This window comes from Acinetobacter amyesii, assembly GCF_002018365.1.
GTDB lineage: Bacteria > Pseudomonadota > Gammaproteobacteria > Pseudomonadales > Moraxellaceae > Acinetobacter > Acinetobacter amyesii.
This window is the reverse complement of the sequence record NZ_MVKX01000008.1, coordinates 72,848-93,881: the sequence shown is the minus strand read 5'-3', so window position 1 is coordinate 93,881 and position 21,034 is coordinate 72,848. Positions and strand designations below refer to the sequence as shown.

The 21,034-nt window shown below is 40.2% G+C and carries 18 protein-coding genes, 1 pseudogene and 1 riboswitch; of the genes and pseudogenes, 15 read left to right on the top strand and 4 right to left on the bottom strand.

Going from position 1 to position 21,034, the window contains the following annotated elements:
• Positions 1 to 163: 163 nt before the first annotated feature.
• Positions 164 to 1,900 (bottom strand): SulP family inorganic anion transporter, encoded by a 1,737-nt coding sequence (locus B1202_RS12540; RefSeq protein WP_078190948.1) that lies wholly within the window; start codon positions 1,898 to 1,900, stop codon positions 164 to 166.
• A gap of 308 nt (positions 1,901 to 2,208) precedes the next feature.
• Complete coding sequence (locus B1202_RS12535; protein WP_078190947.1) at positions 2,209 to 2,526, bottom strand: ArsR/SmtB family transcription factor; 318 nt, start codon at positions 2,524 to 2,526, stop codon at positions 2,209 to 2,211.
• Between the two features lie 282 nt (positions 2,527 to 2,808).
• Here B1202_RS12535 and cysK point away from each other — a divergent pair, with 282 nt between their 5' ends.
• The 5 genes and pseudogenes from cysK (at position 2,809) to B1202_RS12510 (ending at position 7,733) form a co-directional block, all read left to right on the top strand.
• Positions 2,809 to 3,807: a cysteine synthase A gene (cysK, locus tag B1202_RS12530; RefSeq protein WP_078190946.1), complete on the top strand. Its 999-nt coding sequence runs from the start codon at positions 2,809 to 2,811 to the stop codon at positions 3,805 to 3,807.
• Between the two features lie 571 nt (positions 3,808 to 4,378).
• Positions 4,379 to 4,540, top strand: a pseudogene (locus B1202_RS16775) (cation transporter); the annotation flags it as partial.
• A gap of 27 nt (positions 4,541 to 4,567) precedes the next feature.
• Entirely contained in the window at positions 4,568 to 7,051 is a 2,484-nt protein-coding gene (locus B1202_RS12520; protein ID WP_416202530.1) for a heavy metal translocating P-type ATPase, read from the top strand.
• Between the two features lies 1 nt (position 7,052).
• The gene (gene cueR, locus B1202_RS12515; protein ID WP_078190943.1) at positions 7,053 to 7,472 is read left to right on the top strand and encodes a Cu(I)-responsive transcriptional regulator; all 420 of its coding nucleotides are present in this window, start codon (positions 7,053 to 7,055) and stop codon (positions 7,470 to 7,472) included.
• 66 nt (positions 7,473 to 7,538) lie between these two features.
• Positions 7,539 to 7,733, top strand: a complete 195-nt coding sequence (locus B1202_RS12510) for a heavy-metal-associated domain-containing protein (RefSeq protein ID WP_078190942.1) — start codon at positions 7,539 to 7,541, stop codon at positions 7,731 to 7,733.
• A gap of 67 nt (positions 7,734 to 7,800) precedes the next feature.
• Here the strand turns inward: B1202_RS12510 and B1202_RS12505 are convergent, their stop codons facing one another.
• Positions 7,801 to 8,406 (bottom strand): TetR/AcrR family transcriptional regulator, encoded by a 606-nt coding sequence (locus B1202_RS12505; protein ID WP_078190941.1) that lies wholly within the window; start codon positions 8,404 to 8,406, stop codon positions 7,801 to 7,803.
• A gap of 605 nt (positions 8,407 to 9,011) precedes the next feature.
• Here B1202_RS12505 and B1202_RS12495 point away from each other — a divergent pair.
• The 4 genes from B1202_RS12495 (at position 9,012) to B1202_RS12480 (ending at position 14,235) form a co-directional block, all read left to right on the top strand.
• Complete coding sequence (locus B1202_RS12495) at positions 9,012 to 10,790, top strand: acyl-CoA dehydrogenase C-terminal domain-containing protein (RefSeq protein ID WP_078190939.1); 1,779 nt, start codon at positions 9,012 to 9,014, stop codon at positions 10,788 to 10,790.
• A 101-nt stretch (positions 10,791 to 10,891) separates the two neighbouring features.
• The gene (locus B1202_RS12490) at positions 10,892 to 12,061 is read left to right on the top strand and encodes a thiolase family protein (RefSeq protein WP_078190938.1); all 1,170 of its coding nucleotides are present in this window, start codon (positions 10,892 to 10,894) and stop codon (positions 12,059 to 12,061) included.
• A gap of 133 nt (positions 12,062 to 12,194) precedes the next feature.
• Complete coding sequence (locus tag B1202_RS12485) at positions 12,195 to 13,694, top strand: succinate CoA transferase (RefSeq protein ID WP_171262652.1); 1,500 nt, start codon at positions 12,195 to 12,197, stop codon at positions 13,692 to 13,694.
• A 223-nt stretch (positions 13,695 to 13,917) separates the two neighbouring features.
• Positions 13,918 to 14,235, top strand: coding sequence for a hypothetical protein (locus B1202_RS12480; RefSeq protein ID WP_373685855.1), 318 nt, complete (start codon positions 13,918 to 13,920; stop codon positions 14,233 to 14,235).
• 90 nt (positions 14,236 to 14,325) lie between these two features.
• Here the strand turns inward: B1202_RS12480 and B1202_RS12475 are convergent, their stop codons facing one another.
• The gene (locus B1202_RS12475; protein WP_078190936.1) at positions 14,326 to 15,027 is read right to left on the bottom strand and encodes an HAD family hydrolase; all 702 of its coding nucleotides are present in this window, start codon (positions 15,025 to 15,027) and stop codon (positions 14,326 to 14,328) included.
• A gap of 190 nt (positions 15,028 to 15,217) precedes the next feature.
• On the opposite strand from B1202_RS12475, the gene B1202_RS12470 reads away from it, so the two are divergent.
• The 6 genes from B1202_RS12470 (at position 15,218) to B1202_RS12445 (ending at position 21,021) form a co-directional block, all read left to right on the top strand.
• On the top strand, positions 15,218 to 16,111 hold the full coding sequence (locus B1202_RS12470; RefSeq protein WP_078190935.1) for a LysR substrate-binding domain-containing protein: 894 nt from the start codon (positions 15,218 to 15,220) through the stop codon (positions 16,109 to 16,111).
• Between the two features lie 182 nt (positions 16,112 to 16,293).
• A complete protein-coding gene (tauA, locus tag B1202_RS12465) occupies positions 16,294 to 17,328 on the top strand; it encodes a taurine ABC transporter substrate-binding protein (protein WP_078190934.1) in 1,035 nt (344 codons plus the stop codon).
• 10 nt (positions 17,329 to 17,338) lie between these two features.
• A complete protein-coding gene (locus B1202_RS12460) occupies positions 17,339 to 18,124 on the top strand; it encodes a taurine ABC transporter ATP-binding protein (RefSeq protein ID WP_078190933.1) in 786 nt (261 codons plus the stop codon).
• A gap of 1 nt (position 18,125) precedes the next feature.
• On the top strand, positions 18,126 to 18,992 hold the full coding sequence (gene tauC, locus B1202_RS12455; RefSeq protein ID WP_078190932.1) for a taurine ABC transporter permease TauC: 867 nt from the start codon (positions 18,126 to 18,128) through the stop codon (positions 18,990 to 18,992).
• A gap of 30 nt (positions 18,993 to 19,022) precedes the next feature.
• The gene (gene tauD / locus B1202_RS12450; RefSeq protein WP_078190931.1) at positions 19,023 to 19,868 is read left to right on the top strand and encodes a taurine dioxygenase; all 846 of its coding nucleotides are present in this window, start codon (positions 19,023 to 19,025) and stop codon (positions 19,866 to 19,868) included.
• Positions 19,869 to 20,139: 271 nt separating this feature from the next.
• Positions 20,140 to 20,251: riboswitch (guanidine-I (ykkC/yxkD leader) on the top strand.
• Between the two features lie 29 nt (positions 20,252 to 20,280).
• Complete coding sequence (locus B1202_RS12445; protein ID WP_078190930.1) at positions 20,281 to 21,021, top strand: urea amidolyase associated protein UAAP1; 741 nt, start codon at positions 20,281 to 20,283, stop codon at positions 21,019 to 21,021.
• The last annotated feature ends 13 nt before the right edge of the window (positions 21,022 to 21,034 follow it).

Sequence of the window (21,034 nt, the reverse complement as noted above, 5' to 3'; positions counted from 1 at the left end):
TTAGCCCTGTATTTTATACGAAAATGTGGAATGCTTAAAAAATAATTTAATTTAAAAATAAACCTTTGTTTTTTATAATCTATTTTTGTGTATTAAAATGTAAACCCTTCAAAACTCACTGTTTATCAATTTAGCTTTGATTAAACAGTGAGCTAATACACCTTTAAATTTGGTACTCAGAACTGGCTGTCGCAAGCTCTGTAATGGCTTGATAGTGGGTGAGAAAAATCTGACCACTCAAATGCGTGAGTAATTTTGAGTGCTGCAATTTGTCCATGACAGGACCTTTGACCTCGGAAAAATGCAGTCGAATATCTAATTTTGATAATTCAGCATTTAAATCTTCCAACATTTCCAAGGCACTGAGGTCAATTGAACTCACGCTTGAGCAATTGATAACAACATGCTCTAGGTCAATATTTTCACTGACTTCATTGATCAGGAAACCTTTAAGCGTATTGGCATTTAAAAACGAGATATTTTCATCTATACGGAGCGAGAGTATATGTGGTGCCGTATAGACATGATGACGCTGTACATTACGGAAATGCTGTGTGCCCTCAACCAAGCCGATGACCGCAATATGTGGACGACTAATGCGCCATAACAACAGAATAAAGGTAGAAATAATACCAATAATGAGACCCGTAGAAATGTCGATACACACCACACCGAAAAAGGTCACCCACATCGCAATACCATCAGCTTTTGAATAGCGCCATGTATCCACAAAAGGTTTAAAGTCGACTAATTTCCAAATAGAAACAATAATCGTGGCCGCCAAGATCACTAAAGGTAAGTCTTGGAAAAAACCAGTGAAGTAGAGACTGACAATGATAATCAGCAAGGACGACAACACGCCAGCCATCGGTGTTTTTGCACCAGCATCTGCATTAACCACTGTACGCGATAAACTACCTGTCACAGGAAAGGCAGAACTAACCCCAGCGCTTAGATTGGCTAAACCTAGAGCGATCAACTCTTGGTTACTGTTGAGTTGGCTTCGTTGTTGTAAGGCAGTAGCTTGGGCAATAGACAGTGACTCAACAAAACTGATCATGGCAATCATTGTTGCACCGGGTAATAAGGTTTGTACCAGTTCCCAGTTCCAATGTGGAAAGCTTAAGGGTGGAAAACCTGAAGGAATTTCACCGACGGTTTTAATGCCGACATTTTGCAGGTCAAATAACATCACTGATGCAATCGAGATCACCACGAGTATCAGTGGCAGTGCTTTACTTAGAAAGGCTGTAGAGCCAAATCTGGATTGAATCGATTGAGTGGCCAATATTTTCGGCACATAGATTAAAAACAGTATGGCCAGCACACCAAAGATGAGTGAAGCAATGTGAGTCAAACTCAGGTATTCCCACAAACTTAAAACAAACTCAGGGATGTTATTGGCTTTTAGCGGGACATCGACGAGAAACTTAAACTGACCCAGTGCAATGAGCAGAGCCGAGGCAATAATAAAGCTTTTAATGACAGGATGACTGATCAACTGAATTAAAAAACCGAAACGTAGTACACCCAAAAGTAGAGAAATTAGCCCGACCATTAAGGCCAAAAGTGTAGCTGCTTCAATATAAACAGGCGAACCGACTTCAAATAGCGGATTGAGCGTGGCGAAAGTCATCATCGAAATGATTGCCACAGGGCCAATCGATAAGGTTGAGCTTCCACCAATGAGGGCGTAGACAATCATCGGTAAAATACTGGCATATAAACCCATGATTGGAGGTAAACCTGCCAGCATGGAATACGCCATCCCTTGAGGGACTAACATGGCAATCACGATCAGCGAAGCAAGTACATCAGATTTAAATTTCACGGGGCTGTAGTGCTGTAACCACTGCCAAGCAGGAAATTTCTGTAAGATATGAGGTTTTAAATCTGACATAAACTTATCTAAATCACAATTTCATATATATTATGCACAAAAAGTGCTAAGAAGTCTTGTGCAATAAATTTTGACCATGCAATATAACTGTTTATTTACGGGAAATTTAAGAAACCATCATTCTAAATGAATTAATGAAAAGTATGAGCTGATTTAAAGCTTTGGATATTCGAAATAGATATAGATATTGAAATCTTGAAGAAGTGTGGTGGATTGATTAAGGTATTGAATTGCTGCCCATTGCGATAATTCATCTATAGTGGTGCAAGAACAGCATGTCTGGCTTGAAATTTTAAAATAACCGAGTGTTATTTATAAGATTGGTTGCAATACAATTGGTAAAGAGTATTGAGAACTTGAATTAAATTTGCATCTTTAATTGAATAATAAATTTGCTTACCATCACGACGCGTGGTCACAACATCACTTTTACGTAACATCATCAGTTGTTGTGAGAGGGTTGGCTGTTTAATATCAGTGATTTCTTCAATCTGAGACACATTCAATTCTTGCTGTGCTAGATGACATAAAATTAGTAGACGATCCGTATTTGCCAGCGACTTTAAAACGCCCACGACTAATTCGGCAGAATCACGCATAGTAGTGATTTCCAGATCGGTATTCATTGGATATGTCCATACGATTAACAACAGCTCAAGTATACGGATATCACGGCTTAATACATTGAATAAATAAGACAATTTCTATGGTTTTTTATGAAATCAAATATCATTAATTTTTATAAGTTTAAATTTAGTTAATCAGTTAAATTTATTGCTTGATTTTAGTGCAAGCTTTCACAAAATGCACATAAATATAAGACATTAGCTTAAAAAATCATGCACACTTTGAAAATAATTGTATGATCTAAAGATCGTATTCAATAAATACACAAGGGATAAATAGTCATGACAACAGATTCAGCTTTTCCAGCAACGAGTAATTTAGGTATCGCGGTATATAGTAATAATGCTGAAGCGATTGGTAATACACCTTTAGTTCGTATTAATCGTGCGATTCAGTCAGATGCAACGGTCTTGGCTAAAGTTGAAAGCCGTAACCCAGCATTTTCAGTGAAATGTCGTGTGGGTGCAGCTCTCATTGCTGATGCAGAAGAAAAAGGTTTATTAAAACCGGGTATGCATATTGTAGAACCAACGAGTGGTAATACAGGAATTGCTTTGGCATTTGTTGCAGCAGCGAAAGGTTATGCAATTACATTAACCATGCCAGCGAGTATGAGTATCGAACGCCGTAAGGTGTTGAAGTCTTTTGGTGCAAATCTCGTATTGACTGAACCTGCTAAAGGCATGAGAGGTGCGGTAGAAGAAGCACAGCGCCTCGTTGCCGAACATCCGGAAACGTATTATTTACCACAACAGTTTGAAAACCCTGCAAACCCTAAAATTCATGAATTGACCACAGGCCCAGAAATTTGGGAAGCGACCGGTGGTAAAGTGGATATTTTAGTATCGGGTGTGGGTACAGGTGGTACGATTTCTGGCATTTCAAGTTATTTTGAAAAAGTGAAAAATCAGTCACTTTATTCTGTTGCGGTTGAACCGGCTGAATCTCCGATTATTGCCCAAGCGAAAAAAGGCGAAACACTGACTCCTGGGCCACACAAAATTCAGGGAATTGGCGCTAACTTTATTCCGGGTAACTTGGATCTAGAACTTGTTGATGAAGTGATCGGTATTGAAAGTGCTGAAGCAATTGAGTGGGCGCGTAAAACGGCTACTCATGACGGTATTTTAGTGGGTATCTCTAGTGGTGCTGCAATGGCTGCGGCGGCAAAACTTGCTGCACGTCCTGAGAATGCAGGCAAAACCATTGTGGTCATTTTACCGGATGGTGGCGAACGTTACCTTTCTTCCGTTTTATTTGAAGATATTAGTGCTGACTAATAATTCTGACATGAAAAAAAGCCCGTTCATTTGAATGGGCTTTTTTATTGATGATTTTGCTATTTATACCTGTCTTAAGCCGCGTCTTGATCATCGTTTTTGGGATTTTGTTGTTTTATTTTTCGTTTAGGTGGTTCATGTCCTAACTTTCGAGCAATGTATTTAAGCAGGAAGCCCAAGAGTATGCATATCGTGACAGCAGGGATAACCACTTGGGTGAGCCAAACATCAATATGATCTAGACTCCAACTTAAAATTAAAAATAAAAAAGCACACAAATATGCGCAGTTAAAGCAAATGTTCGACAGTTTGTACATGCGAAAGAGAGTAATTCGTTTGGTGGTCACGAATCTCTATCTTACTGAATAATGAGGAAATGTGTAGTTTTAATATCAGAAAAATAAACTAATTGAATAATCATTATTCAATATTATTGATTATATTTTTGAATATTCGCAATTTTTTATATCGTAAAGAAAAGCCTTGCTGTGAGCCAGAAAAACTTGACCTTCCCATTATGGTAAAGTTTAAGCTATAAGCCAAAACAAGCACATATAATTGGGATATTGCCATGACAGATTCGACAGAACGCAAACTTTTTGACGGCACACTTGCTATTGAAGGGATGACCTGTGCTTCTTGTGTGGCACGGGTCGAAAAAGCCTTAAAAAAAGTCGATGGCATCACCGAGGCTCATGTCAATTTAGCCACTGAAACAGCACATTTTCAGAGTGATAAAAGTGTGGATTATCCTGCTGTAATTCAGGCTGTTGAAAAGGCAGGCTTTGGCGTTGCACAGAAGCAGCTTGAACTTGAAATTGAAGGGATGACTTGCGCATCGTGTGTTGCACGTGTTGAAAAAGCATTAAAGATAGTTCCAGAAGTCATCGATGCAAAAGTGAATTTGGCAACTGAAAAAGCCACGATTACGGCATTGGCATCTGTTGAAAATTCTGCATTGGCGAAGTCCGTAGAAAAAGCAGGTTTTCATATTGCACAGCCCAATATTGAATTAAATATTGATGGAATGACCTGTGCTTCATGTGTAGCACGGGTTGAAAAAGCCTTAAACGCTGTAGAAGGTGTCAATAAAGCAACGGTAAATTTAGCCAGTGAAAAAGCCTTTGTTCAGGCTCCCGCTTCAAAAACACAAGAATTGATCGCGGCAGTTAAAAAAGCGGGATATAGTGCGACCGTTGCTACGCAGCAACAACCCACAATGGCAGAAAAAAAAGCCGATGAAGCTCGGTTACTCAAGCGTGATTTAATCATCGCACTAGTACTTGCTGTTCCTGTTTTTATCTTGGAGATGGGATCACACATGATTCCAGCGTTTCATCATTTTATTGCGCATAATTTAGGGACACAAAATAGTTGGTATATTCAGTTTATATTAACCACTTTGGTCTTAATTCTACCCGGAAGACGCTTTTACCAGCACGGTATACCTGCACTTGCGCGACTTGCCCCGGATATGAATTCTTTGGTCGCAGTCGGGACTTTATCTGCTTATAGTTTTTCTTGTGTTGCAACGTTTACTCCGCAATTATTACCACAAGGTACCGTTCATGTGTACTTTGAAGCAGCTGCAGTGATTGTGGCGTTAATACTGTTGGGGCGTTTTATGGAGGCGAAAGCCAAAGGTAAAACATCGCAAGCTATTCAATACTTAATCGGCATGCAACCCAAAACTGCACGTGTAGAGCAATCTGGTACCTTTATAGATTTACCGATTAGTGACGTTGAAACAGGCATGCTGATTGAAATACGGCCTGGTGAACGTTGCCCAGTCGATGGTGCTGTAGTGTCTGGGAACAGTTATATTGATGAATCCATGATCAGTGGAGAGCCGATTCCTGTCGAGAAAAAAGCCGGTGATCAAGTTGTCGGTGGAACGATTAACCAAAATGGGGCATTGAAAATACAAGCCACTGCGGTGGGTCAAGATTCTGTTTTGGCACAAATTATCCATATGGTCGAACAGGCTCAGGGTTCAAAATTACCAATTCAAGCTTTGGTGGATAAAGTCACTTTATGGTTTGTACTGGTGGTGATGGCGTTGGCCTTGATCACCTTTTTAGTTTGGTATGTTGTAGGACCTGAACCGAGTTTAACCTATGCTTTAGTCAATGCTGTAGCAGTACTGATCATCGCATGTCCATGTGCAATGGGTTTGGCAACGCCTACATCTATCATGGTCGGTACAGGGCGAGGTGCAGAACTTGGAGTTTTGTTCCGTAAAGGTGAAGCTTTACAACAACTCAAAAATACACAAGTGGTTGCAGTTGATAAAACTGGGACATTGACAGAAGGTAAACCGAAACTGACTGATTTTGAAGTCACTGAAGCATTTAATAAAGATCGCGTATTTCGGTTATTGGCCTCTGTAGAGCAGAAATCTGAACATCCGATTGCCTATGCCATCGTACAAGCTGCGAAAGAGATGCAAGTGCAACTTTTAGAGGTTGAACAGTTTGATTCCGTGACTGGTGCGGGGATTCAGGCGGTTGTTGAAGGACAAAGCATTTATATCGGTGCAGATCATTTGATGCATAAACTTGGTTTAGATACACAAATCTTTTCATCACTGGCGGAGCGCATGGGCAATGAAGGGAAAACCCCGCTCTATGTATCGATTGATCAACAGCTTGCTGCCATTGTTGCTGTTGCCGACCCGATCAAAGCCACAACCTTCGCAGCCATTCAAGCTTTGCATGATTTAGGGCTGAAAGTTGCCATGATTACAGGCGACAACCGACATACTGCTTCTGCTATAGCACGACAGTTGAAAATTGATCATGTGATCGCTGAAGTGATGCCAGACCAAAAAGTGCAATCTGTACAACAATTGCAAAAAGAACATGGTGTTGTATGTTTTGTTGGCGATGGTATTAATGATGCGCCTGCACTTGCGCAAGCAGATGTGGGCATGGCAATTGGTACAGGGACAGATGTGGCGATAGAGGCCGCGGACGTTGTGCTTATGTCGGGTAATTTACAAATGGTGCCGACAGCAATCGCACTGAGCACAGCGACGATGAATAATATTCGCCAAAACCTATTTTGGGCATTTATTTACAATGCAGCATTGATTCCTGTCGCTGCAGGTGTGTTATATCCATTCTTTGGCATATTGCTTTCACCTATGTTCGCAGCAGGTGCAATGGCACTTTCATCGGTGTTTGTTGTGTCGAATGCCTTACGTTTAAAAGCATTTAAAGGGCCAGTTTTTCAGGAGTCTTGAGATGAATATTGGACAAGCAGCAAAAGCTTCGGGCATTTCTGCAAAAATGATCCGTTATTATGAATCGATTGGGCTGTTAAATAATGCACAGCGCACCGATGCAGGTTATCGAATTTATTCAGAAACCGATATTAAAACCTTGAGTTTCTTAAGACATGCGCGTGATTTAGGTTTTTCTTCTGAACAAATGAAAGATTTACTTGGGCTTTGGAAAAATCAAAGTCGGCAAAGTGTAGAAGTTAAAGCATTGGCGTTAAAACATATCCAGACCTTAAATCAAAAAATCGAAGACTTACAGGCCATGGTTGAGATCTTGCAACAGTCTGTCGATGGCTGTGCCGGTAATGATCAAGCCGATTGTACGATTTTAGATCAAATCGAAACAGGCATGGCTGAGTGCTGCCATACATCGAAGATTTAAACTTGCTTGACCTTACAATCGTGGCAAGGTTTATAGTGTTGTTATTAGAAAAGAAGGATGAATATCATGAAATTTCGTATTGATAATATGACATGCGGTGGTTGTGCCCGTAGCGTGACAGCAACGATTAAAGACTTAGACGAAAATGCAACAGTCACTATTGATGTAGCTACTAAATTAGTTGATGTTGAATCTAGTGCCAGTGCAGAACAATTGATTAGCGCTTTAACCGAAGATGGTTTCCCACCTGTGATTGCATAACTTAGATATTGTCTAATGTATAAAAAAAACCGAACAATTGTTCGGCTTTTTTTATTTATAAATCATTTTATACGGCTGAAATTTTATCTGGCGTCATCAGCGCCTGATTAATATATAGCTTGATTAAACGTTCACGAGAACCGATAGATTTTTGATAATGTGTCGAATTAAGGAGTAGGGACGCACCATAAGTGACCGTCCAAATATAGGATAAATAATCACGAATCGACATTGCGCTTTCAAGTGATTTTAAATAATCACTGGTCATGTCCTTAATTTCAATAATACGTTCTTCGCGAACACGATAGAGCTCTTCAAATAACTCTTTTAATTTACGTTCATTATTGGTTAGACGTTCTTCAATGACATGTAATAATATGGTTCTATTAGAATTCAACATATTATAAAGCATATATTGTGAAACATAAGTTTTAATATCGTGATTATATTTTTTTGAAATTTCTAATAATCGTTTTTCATTTAAAATAATCAGTTCTAAATATAATTGGTTTTTGCTTTTAAAATGTTTATAAATCGTGCCTTTGGCAATATCTAGTTCACAAGCTAACTCACTTAAGGTGATGTCTTGATTATTATCTAATAGCAGGGTTTCTGCCATGGCTAAAATTTTTTCCTTGCGAAGGATAAAATTTTGTTGGCGTACTGAACTCATGATACCTGTTCCATAAACATCTTGAGGGTGGACAAGCCTAGCTTAAGCTAAATCTTGTGAATCTTACATTCCACTATGGTCTCAAATATTACATAAATTGGTTTAAAAATAAACACATTAGTAGAGTGCGTAAAGCATATAGAATTCATAGCATAAAATTAATGTCAATAAAACTGAACCCTTGAGGTCATTTTTTTGAAATAAAATTCCATTTTTATTTTTTTTAATTTATTGTCTTTTCGCTTTTACAACAAAAGCAGCATTTAACAAAACGGTCTTGGTTGTTATGTTATTAATACAACCTAAATTAAACATGATTATGGGTACTATTATGTTTGGTTTTAATCAATTACCAATTATAAATTTAGTCAATCCAATAAATTTATTTAAGTGTAATAAAATAATGCTGCTCAAATTATCAAGTGGTTATTTTCCACTTGTCAGTAAAAACACGTTATCTATATTCATTTTAGATATCTATCTGAAAAAACAGATCTTTAAAAAATCCACACAAAATTGATTTGATGATTTTGTGCGGGAGCGTGCAACTTTAAAAAAGTACTTTGTCAAAGACGCTGACAAAGCCTGTAGAAAAGGAAAGTACAATGCCAATTTACAATGCGCCGTTAAAGGACATGGACTTCATCTTAAATGATGTATTCAATGCAGATGAGTTCTGGCAGTCAAATGAAAACTTAGCTCATATTGATATGGCGACTGCAAATGCCATTTTAGAAGAAATGGCTAAGTTTTCTAAAAACGTTATTCTAGACTTGAACCGTACAGCCGATGAAGAAGGTGGTGCGCAGTTTAGTAATGGTGTTGTTACTACGCCTACAGGGTTTAAAGATGCTTTTAAACAATTCTCTGAAGGTGGTTGGGTTGGTTTAGGCGCTTCTGAAGAATGGGGCGGCCAGAACATGCCGAAAATGTTGACAGTACTTGCTGACGAAATGATTTGGAGTACCAATCCATCATTTATGTTGTATCCACTACTGACTGTGGGTGCAGGTATGGCGATTAATGACCGTGCTTCGCAAGAGCAAAAAGAAACCTATCTTCCAAAATTTTATACGGGTGAATGGTCAGGCACTATGTGTTTAACTGAACCACATTCAGGGACTGATTTGGGGATCATTAAAACCAAAGCAGAGCCGAATGAAGATGGTTCATTTAACATTACAGGCACGAAAATTTTCATCACCAGTGGTGAACATGATCTGTGTGAAAACATCATCCATCTTGTGTTAGCAAAAACGCCAAATGCACCTGCGGGTTCACGTGGTATTTCATTGTTTATCGTTCCAAAATTCCATGTCAATGCCGATGGCTCAGTCGGTGAGCGTAATGCCGTATCAGCGGGTTCAATCGAACACAAGATGGGTATTAAAGGCTCGGCAACGTGTGTAATGAACTTCGATGGTGCCAAAGGTTATATCGTTGGTAAAGAAAACGAAGGTCTTGCGGCGATGTTTGTCATGATGAACTATGAACGTTTATCGATGGGTATCCAAGGGATTGGCGCCGCAGAATTTGCCTACCAAAATGCTGCACAGTATGCGACTGATCGTCTACAAGGTCGTTCTGCGACAGGTGTGAAATCTCCTGAAAAACCAGCAGACTCTATTTTGGTACATGGTGATGTACGTCGTATGTTGTTGAATGTACGTGCAAACAATGAAGCATCGCGTGCATTTGCTGTGTATGTTGGTCAGCAACTGGATATTACAAAATATTCAACTGACGAAGCTGCCGTGAAAAAAGCCAATGACCGCGTGGCTTTATTGACACCTATTGCCAAAGCCTACCTAACAGATACAGCCCTACAAGCAACTTTAGAAGCGCAAATGTGCTTTGGTGGTCATGGTTATATCCGTGAATGGGGTATGGAGCAATGTATTCGTGACTTACGTATTTCGCAGATTTACGAAGGCACAAATGGCGTACAAGCGATTGATTTAATAGGACGCAAAACTACGAAATGTAATGGTGCATTTATTGCAGAATACATTACTGAAATTCGTGATTTTGCTGCAACCATGGCTGATTCAAAAGTTAAATCTGCAGCATTGCAAGTTTCTGACGAAGTCGAAGCATTAACGCAATTCATTGTTGAACAATCTAAGACCACCCCAGACTTTAGCAGTTCGGTGGCAGTCGATTACCTGCACGCTGTTGGTTTACTCAGCTTTGTTTATATGTTTGCGCGTATTAGCAAAGCTGCGGCTGCAAAACCAGAGAGCTTCTTCCAAAACAAACTGGTACTCGCAGATTTCTATGTTGAGAAAGTTCTACCTGACCTTGCTGCTCGTGCTCAACGCATTAAAGCAGGTTCTGAACTTATCATGCAGCTATCTGAAGAATACTTCACCGCTCAATCTTAAGGTTTCATCGAAACCACTGTAAAAAACATTAAGATGGAAAATCTGAGGAACCAGTCATGGTTCCTTGGGGTTAAAAGATTTAAAACAGGATGAAATAAGAAATGATTGTAATTGTAGATGGCGTACGTACAGCGATGGGTGGTTTTCAGGGTTCACTTTCATCTTGTACAGCCCCAGACTTAGGTGCTGCAGCGATTCAAGCTGTTGTTGCACGTGCAGGTTTAGAACCTACAGATATTGACGAAGTTATTTTTGGCTGTGTATTACCAGCAGGTCTTAAACAAGGTCCTGCACGCCAAGCGATGCGTCAAGCAGGCTTACCAGATACAACGGGTGCCACCACGATTAATAAAATCTGTGGTTCAGGCATGAAGGCGGTGATGCAAGCAGCTGATGCGATTAAAGCTGGTTCTGCCAATATTGTTGTTGCCGGTGGTATGGAGTCGATGTCAAATGCGCCATATTTACTTGAAAAAGCGCGTTCAGGCTATCGTATGGGTCATGGTAAAACCACTGATCACATGTTCCAAGAAGGCTTAGAAGATGCTGAGACAGGTTTGTCGATGGGCATCCTTGCACAAGATATGGCAGATAAAAAAGGCTATACCCGTGAACAGCAAGATGCTTTTGCCATCAACTCACTTAATAAAGCCGTTGCCGCAATTCAAGGTGGTTTCTTTAAAAATGAAATCGTGCCAGTTACTGTTAAAAGCCGTAAAGGTGACGTCGTTGTTGACACAGATGAACAGCCTTTAAGTGCTAAGCCTGAAAAAATCCCAACACTACGACCTGCATTCAAAAAAGACGGCACGATCACAGCTGCCAATGCCAGCTCAATTTCTGACGGTGCTTCAGCTTTGGTGGTTACATCAGAAGAAACGGCTCAAGCACGTGGTTTAACACCACTGGCAAAAGTCGTTGCTTATGCCACAAATTCACAGCATCCGTCAGAGTTCACGATTGCTCCAGTCGGTGCTATTGAGAAAGTGCTTGCACAAGCCGGTTGGGATGCACAAGAGGTTGACCTGTGGGAAGTCAATGAAGCATTTGCCATGGTTACAATGCTGGCGATTGATGGATTTAACTTAGATGGAGCAAAAGTGAACATTCATGGTGGTGCTTGCTCACTTGGTCACCCACTGGGTTCATCAGGTTCACGTATTATTGTGACGCTGATTCATGCCTTAAAACGCACTGGCGGTAAAAAAGGTGTCGCAGCACTGTGTATTGGTGGCGGTGAAGCAACTGCAATTGCGGTTGAACTGATTTAATTTGCCTCAATTTATATAAGTAAGCTTTTAGATAAGTACGTTTTTAGATAAGCAATAACAAACGCTATCTCAGTTCGCTGGGATGGCGAAAAAAGATGTTTATTTTGAGATATTTATTTTTTGAGATTTAATTATGAATGGTTTAGATCGCATTCGCTTACTCTCCCTTCGCGACAAAGTAATGTCTGCTGAAAAAGCGATTGAGTTAATTCAAGATGGTTCAGTGGTTGGTTTAAGTGGTTTTGGTGGTGCAGGTGAGGCAAAGACGGTTCCTTTGGCGCTTGCAGATCATGCAGTTTCACATCCTCTTCGTATCACTTTGGCAACGGGTGCTAGTTTAGGAAATAGTATCGATGGTCGCCTCAATGCGGCGCATGCGATAGAACGTCGTTATCCGTATCAGGCAGATCCTGGTTTACGCAAAGCCATTAACGCTGGCGAGGTCATGTATATTGACCAACACTTGTCTGAAATGGCCGACAATATTCGTCATCATAATTTACCGCGCATTAACGTGGCAGTTATTGCAGCGACTGCAATTACCGAAGATGGTCAAATTATTCCGACAGGTTCATGTGGTAACTCAGCCAATTTCATTGAAATGGCAGATCATGTGATTATTGAAATTGATAATACGATTAACCCAGTGCTTGAAGGTGTACATGATATTTATGTGCCGAAAGCGCGACCAAACCGTGGGCCAATTCCACTGACTCAGGTTGGTGAGCGTATTGGTACGATTGGGATCAATGTCAGCCCCGATAAGATTTCAGCTATTGTGCTGAATGATCTGCCAGATACCCAGTTTAAAATGGATGAACCTGATGCTGAAACCTTAGCGATTGCTCAGCACTTGATTGATTTCTTTGAAGGTGAAGTGGCAGCAGGGCGTTTGCCTGAAAATTTAGGCCCGCTACAGTCAGGTGTGGGGTCGATTGCTAATGCTGTATTTGCAGGTTTTGAGCATTCTAATTTCCATGATTTGGAAATGTATTCAGAAGTATTACAAGACTGTACCTTCCAGCTGATTGATTCTGGAAAAATGAATTTTGCTTCGGGCTGTTCAATGACGTTATCTGAGCCTTGTGCACAGCACGTGATGAACAATTTTGATCAGTACAAAGACAAAATTGTGTTACGTCCACAAGAGCTATCCAATAATCCTGAAATCATTCGACGTTTAGGTATTATCGCGATTAATACGGCGCTTGAGTTTGATATTTACGGAAATGTAAATTCGACCCATGTGACGGGTACTAAAATGATGAATGGTATCGGCGGCTCAGGAGACTTTACTCGTCATGCGCACATTGCCATTTTCGTAACCAAGTCGATTGCAAAAGGCGGTGCGATTTCATCTGTGGTGCCAATGGTGAGTCATACCGACCATACTGACCACGACGTTGACATCGTGGTTACAGAGCAGGGCTTGGCAGATTTACGTGGTCTTTCACCACGTGAGCGTGCACGTAAAGTCATTGAAATCTGTGCACATCCAGATTATCGCGCAGCATTGTTGAGCTACTTTGAACGTGCTTGTGAGCGTGGTGGTCAGACACCGCACATTTTAAAAGAAGCATTGTCTTGGCATGCCACTTTTGAAGAAACCGGTTCAATGCGTCAAATCGTATAAATTTAAAGATTGAAATTTTTTAAATAAGCTCACGATCAAGTGGGCTTATTTTTTATGAAATACTACAAATGTTTCAAAACATGACAAAAGAAAAACAGCAGCACTTGGTTTGCAACTTTTGCACAACACGAACGGACTTAAGTTCTGTTCAAGGCTTTCTATAATGCAAAATTCATTGACAAAGAAGGTCAGTATTTTGAAAAAGATTCAATTTTTTTCTGCGATGTTGCTCGCAGTTCTCCTCACGGCATGTAAACAAAGTCCAGCGCCCGATTATGCAGGAACATGGCAAAATACCGCTGTAGATCCGCAACTTGAAAATGCGCTGATTATTAGTAAAAATGGTGAAAACTATTTCATTACCAATACTTTAAAAGATAAACAAAGTGGTAAATCTGAAAAGAAAAATCCTGTACCTGCATCTGTCGCTGAATCTGGTTTACTCGCTGTAAACTCTGGGACAGGTGCTGTTGAATTTGCGATTGACGAAAAAACTGGAAATTTAGTCGGGTCTGGATCCATTTATAAAAAAGTAAAATAGATCAATTATCTATTGATGCAAAAATATCAAAAGCAGCCGCTAAATTGGGCTGCTTTTTTAACTTTAAAGCGAATGTATATTTGCTTTAACTCAGTTCAAAACCGAAGAGAAATCATGGATAAAGTAATCCGCTTTATTTTTGATTTGCTCAATTTCGTGCTCTGAATATGCGTCATACACCGCAACCACTTCAATGCCTGCTGCATTTGCAGCTTCTACACCAATGAGCGAATCTTCAAAAATTAAACATTCTTCAGGTTGAACGGCAAAATGTTGAATCGCCTGTAAATAGACTTCAGGATGCGGCTTAATATTTTTGACATTTTCACGGGTCAGGATCAGATCAAAGCTATTTTCAAAATGCAGCTTTGGATAAATATTGATATTTTTTTGATATCGATAAATATTTTGCAGGCTGGTCGTGGTGGTAATTGCCACTTGAATGCCTTGCTGAATGAGCTGTTGAACAAATAACGCTGCATGTGGTTTAAGCAAGATGATATGTTCTAAAAAATGCTGTGAAATGGCATATCGTTGCTGTTTGATTTGATCTGCCGTGTGTTGTTCAATTTTATAAGTATCTTTTAGATAGTTACAGTACATTAAGTAAGGGTCTGCGGTGTTTTTAAATAATTGCAGCTGAATGTCACGTTCACGTTGAATGAAATCCAATTGGATGGTTTGTCCAGTCAACTGTTGAATCAAATCTGCATCGACCTGATTCCACACGCCAACAGAGTCAATAAGTGTGCCATCTAAATCAAAACAAACCAGTTTTTTTCCTTGAAGCATGTTGATATCCAAATTCGAGCTGTGTCTATTATGCGGATGGATTGGAGCGTTGAAAAGCTGAATGCAACTGAGCAGGCTAAACTGGCGTTTCATTTGCAATAAAAGTAATATTTCGTTATTGGCTTTTTGTATAATACAGCAGATGATGCACAGCATAACTTGCAATATTTAATTAGGGACTAAATCTTTCGTGTTTGAATTGGACTGTAAACTTCTTAGCATTTTTTTTCATGTTTATAAGTACAAAAATGTGTCACAAGCTGCTGAACACTTGCAGATGAGTCAGCCTACAGTCAGTAATATTTTAAATAAAATACGACAGCATTATAACGACCCCTTATTTTTACGTATCGGCAATGAAATGGTGCCTACGGAGTTATCGCGTCAATTATTTCCTTTAGTCAGTGAAGCCTTGAGTAAAGTCGAAGCCATTAATAATTTTACGATTAATTTTGATCAAGCCATTTCAGATCAACAATTTACTTTGGCTATGACCGATGTTTCGCATTTGGTTTTATTGCCTAAAATCAGCCAATATCTAAAAAAACATGCACCACAAATACGTCTAAATGTACGTCCCATTACCACTGAAACCAGTTATCAAATGGCGAATGGTGAAATCGATTTAGCATTGGGGTTTTTACCGCATTTAGAAAGCGGCTTTTATCAGCAAAAACTGTTTGAGCAATATTATGTGGTGATTGCAGCCAAGGACCATCCACGATTAACGGGTGACACCATTACAACTGAGCAATATTTATCAGAGTCGCATATTGATATTGATGCAGGGATGGGGCACTACCATATTGAAAATGAGCTGCTTAACCTTGATTTAAAACGTGATATTTTAATGCGGTTACCTAGTTATTTAGGTGTAGGCTTAGTCGTGCAAGACACTGATGCGATTGCTACTGTGCCGTACTACTTGAGTGAAGTATTACTTTCACGCGGTAACTTAAAAATATTTGATGCACCGATTGCATTTCCAACCTATGGCGTGAAGCAATATTGGCATATGTCTTGCCATCATAAAACTAGCCATCAATGGCTACGTCATATGTTCCATGAAATCTTAGTGAAGTAAAAAAATACCATTAAAAGATCTCATGCAGAAAATTGATTGCTAGACGTTTAGTGAATAAAAGCATAAGTATTCCACTAATCGATAAATGCAATTTTGTGATAAATATTGTCAATTAACTTATTTTTCATCATAAAGCTGACTGATTAGTATGTGAATTAGTTATCACTTTTTATGAAAAAAATATGAGCGGAAAATCAAAATCTTTAATTATTACGGCGATCGTCATTGTGGCGATCGCTGCTTTCGTATATTTCCAAGCTAAAAAATCTACTCCTGACACTTCAACGGCTGCAATTGCGCAAAAAGATCAGAAAGCGGTAGTTATTGCCTATCAAACAGGCGTTGATCCGAGCAAAGTGGCGCAGGCCAATGGCGATTATGAAAAAGACAGCCAACAGCCCATAGAATGGAAAAAATTTGATACGGGCGCAGACGTTGTAAATGCTTTGGCATCAGGTGATGTCAGTATTGGCAATATTGGTACCAGTCCTTTAGCTGCTGCTGCCAGCCGTGATTTACCTATTGAAGTGTTTTTTATCGCAGCAAAACTGGGTGCTTCAGAAGCCTTAGTGGTGAGCAATAAATCAGGCATTCAAAAACCTGAAGACTTAAAGGGTAAAACCATTGCTGTGCCTTTTGTTTCTACAGCACATTACAGCCTACTTTCTGCATTGAAGCATTGGAATTTATCTGAGGCTGAGGTCAAAATTATTAATTTGCGCCCACCTGAAATTTCTGCGGCGTGGGAACGTGGCGATATAGACGCGACTTATGTATGGGAACCTGCTTTAAGCAAGGCGAGTGCCACAGGTAAAGTTCTGACCGATTCTAAGCAAGTTGCAGAATGGGGTGCGCCAACCTTTGATGTTTGGGTGGTTCGTAAAGACTTTGCAGAGCAAAATCCAGAGTTTTTAAAGTCCTTCGTTCAAACATCTTTAAGGAAAATAGATGAATACAATCAAGATCCGAAAGCATTTGAAGCGAATACTGCTTATATCAATAGCATAGCGCAGTTAACTGGTTCTGAAGCGAAAGATATTCCGTTGTTATTGTCAGGTAATATTTATTTGAACCAGCAGCAGCAAGCGCAAAGCTTCAGCACAGATTTTGCCAAGAATATTTTAGATACAGCGACCTTTTTAAAAGCCCAAGGCAAAGTAGATAAAGTCAAAGCCGATTATAAGGGCAATGTAACGGCCTTATTTGTTCAGCCTTAAGGATGTGAAAATGAGTATCTTAAAAGCGGAAAATATTAGCCTGACCTATCCAGAAAAAGAGGTGGCTGTACTAAAAAATATCAATTTGGACGTGCCTGAATCGACTTTAACAGTTGTACTTGGCGAGTCTGGCTGCGGCAAAACGACGCTTTTAAATATTTTGGCGGGTTTTCAGCAGGTGAGCGCAGGCCAAGTCAAAATTGATGATGAAGTTCTAACTGGCCCAGATGCAAGACGTGCAGTGGTCTTTCAAGAACATGCTTTGCTGCCGTGGCTTAACGTGTCAGATAACGTGGCATTTTCCTTGAAATTAAAAGGCTTAAAAAGTACAGAGATTAAGTCACAAGTTGCATCAATTTTAAACACCGTCGGGCTGTCGCATGTAGCAAATGCCAATATCTGGGAACTTTCAGGCGGTATGAAACAGCGAGTCGGTATTGCACGTGCCTTGATTAGTCATGCACCGTTTATTTTGCTGGATGAACCCTTTGCTGCACTCGATGCATTTACCCGAGAAAGCATGCAGGAGTTTGTGCTGAATTTATGGATTAAAGAGAAAAAAGGTTTCTTTTTAATTACTCATGATATTGAAGAGGCGCTTTTGTTAAGCAATCAATTGGTACTGATGACAGCACGCCCAGGGACGGTTGTTGAAACGCTTAAGCTAGATTTTGCTGAGCGCTACCGTAAAGGCGAATCTATACGTGCGATTAAATCTGATCCGCAGTTTATTCAGTTGCGTGAAATGTTGTTTGAACGCTTAAAAGCGCAAAAATTACATGCGGTGGAGTCTTAATATGAATACGCAAATTCAAAAATTAAATAAGGCTCATCTAAGCGGAAATCGTGTAGAAACAGCAACATTAAACAGAAGTTCCTCTATTTCTATATTTAGAAAAAATTTGCCACTTATTGTGAGCATCGGTAGCGTGCTGAGCTTGCTGGTGCTTTGGTTTGTCGTAACCACTTTGAAAATTATTCCTGACCTGTTTTTACCAAGCCCAGCAGCGGTATGGCAGAAGTTTATTGAAGTCAGCCAGCAAGGTTTTATGAAAGCCACGCTTTGGCAGCATTTGGCTGAAAGTATTGGCCGTGTGTTTAGCGCACTCATTGCTGCCATTGTGATTGGTGTGCCGCTCGGTCTATGGATGGGACTCAACAAATGGGTACGTGCTGTATTTGATCCACTAGTGGAGCTACTCCGTCCCATTCCACCGCTTGCGTATTTACCGCTATTGGTGATCTGGTTTGGTATTGGTGAAACCACCAAAGTGCTGCTGATTTTCTTTTCAATTTTGGCGCCAATTATTATCAGCAGTGCACATGGTGTGATCAGCCATCAAAGAAACCGTGAACGCGCAGCATTATCTTTAGGCGCAACGCGCTTGCAGGTTTTGCAATATGTGATTTTACCTACAGCTTTGCCGCACATATTAACGGGTGTGCGTATTGGCTTGGGCGTGGGCTGGTCAACACTGGTGGCTGCAGAGCTGGTTGCTGCTGATCGTGGGATTGGTTTTATGGTGCAGTCAGCTGCTCAGTTCTTAATTACAGATACTGTGATTCTTGGAATTATTGTGATCGCGATTGTCGCGGTAAGTTTTGAGCTATTTTTACGTTGGCTGCAAAAGCAGTTGGCGCCTTGGTATGGCCAACAGCTGTAAACAGATTTAGAGATTGAAGAAGATTTAATTATGTCATTGCAAGCAAAGCAAATTAATCCAAACATTGGCGCTGTTATTGAAGGTATCGATTTAAACCATGCCGATACACCGTTGCTGCAGGAAATAAAACAGGCATTATTGCAGCATCAAGTGATCTTTTTTAGAAAGCAGGCGCTTAGCGCACAGTCGCAAGTGACGTTGGCAAAAACATTTGGTACTTTGCATATTCATCCGATTTACCCTGCGATGGAAGATGCGCCAGAAGTGATTGTACTGGATAGCCATAGACAAGATTTAAGAGACAATGACCTTTGGCATACCGATGTGACTTTTAGTCCGACACCGCCATTGGGCTGTGTGCTGCAAGCCATTAAAATCCCTGAATTTGGTGGGGATACGCTGTGGGCCAGCGGTACAGCTGCTTTTAATGCGCTCAGTGAAGATTTAAAACAGCAACTACGCGGTTTAACAGCAACACATGATATTCGTAAATCTTTTCCATTAGAGCGCTTTGGCGCAACAGCAGCAGACCGCGAAAGGCTTGAAAATAGTTTCCGTAAAAACCCGCCAGTAGTGCATCCAGTTGTGCGTACACACCCTGAAACTGGTGCTGAAGTGTTGTTTGTGAATGAAGGTTTTACGACGCAGATTAATGAACTGAGTGCACAAGAGAGCGATGCGTTGCTGACTTTCTTGTTTGAACATGCTGTGAAGGAAGAATTTCACTTACGCTGGAAATGGCAAGAAGGTGATGTCGCTATTTGGGACAACCGCTGCACGCAGCACAAAGCACTGTTTGACTATGGTGATGCGCACCGCATTATGCATCGTGCAACTGTGAATGGCTCGGTACCATTTTATAAAGCAGTCAGTTAATGCAATAAAAAAGTCCTGAATAATCAGCAAAAGCCCAATGCCCATATTGGGCTTTTACTTTTTTCAAAGATAAATTTTTAGAAACAGCCCAAAAATATTCAGTTAATGCACAAGGATGATGCATCGTTCAAATGCACATAGGTTCAATAATAGAGCAAAAAAGTGTTAGCCCAAGAATTTACATGCAGCGCTATACAGTCAAAAGATTGGTATTACTATTTTTTAAAACCGTAATACTAAATTGGCATAGCCTTTGCTTTTCTACTTACATCATAAAGTGATCTAGGGTTCCGATACATTTCTATGTATGACCGCGACCGAGAGTTCACGGCTTCGTTTTAATTCAAAGCAAAGCTGCACGGAGGGATAAAAGCCCGGGAGGTAAACAGTTAAGAATTAGGCAGAGGCTGCAATGAGCACAACACATTATCATGACGATAAAGCACTATGGACTGAACTTTTACCGGGTGGACACCACTGGTCAGCGCGTATTCAGCGTGGGGCAGTATTACAGCTTAAATCGCTAGGGCAAAATGCCAATGTGGCGCTGTACTGTGTAAATAGTGAAGATAAGCTTGAGCGCTACAACATGCCAGACAGCCTTAAAGGGCAGCATACGGCATATTTAAGTACGGGTCATATTTTGGCATCAGATTTAGGTCGTGCTATGGTTTCTATTGTGAAAGATGACCATGCTTGGAATGATGCTTTTTGTGCGCCAAGTACAGCACAACAAATCGAACAACAATTTGGTTCAAAAACTTTCCAGGATGCCCGTAACGATATGTACCGCAGTGGTAAGGATAGCTTACTGCTTGAAATGACCAAATTTGGCTTATCTGCAACCGACCTCAGCAGTACCTTAAATTTATTCTCTAAAGTTGCTCCTGATGATGCAGGCAATTTGTCTTATATCGATACAGACAATATGGATCAAATGATTGAACTGCGCTTTGAAATGGATTGTTTGGTCTTTTTATCCGCTGCACCACATGGTTTGGATAACAGCACAGTGTATGCACCTGCAGAGATTCAACTTTCATTGTTTAAAGCTTTAGCACTTGGTGATACAGATGTTTGCCGTGATTCTTGCCCGCAAAATCAGCGTGCGTTCCAAAACAACAATCGTTACTACGCACTTAGCGCACTTTAATTTTGGGGAGAAT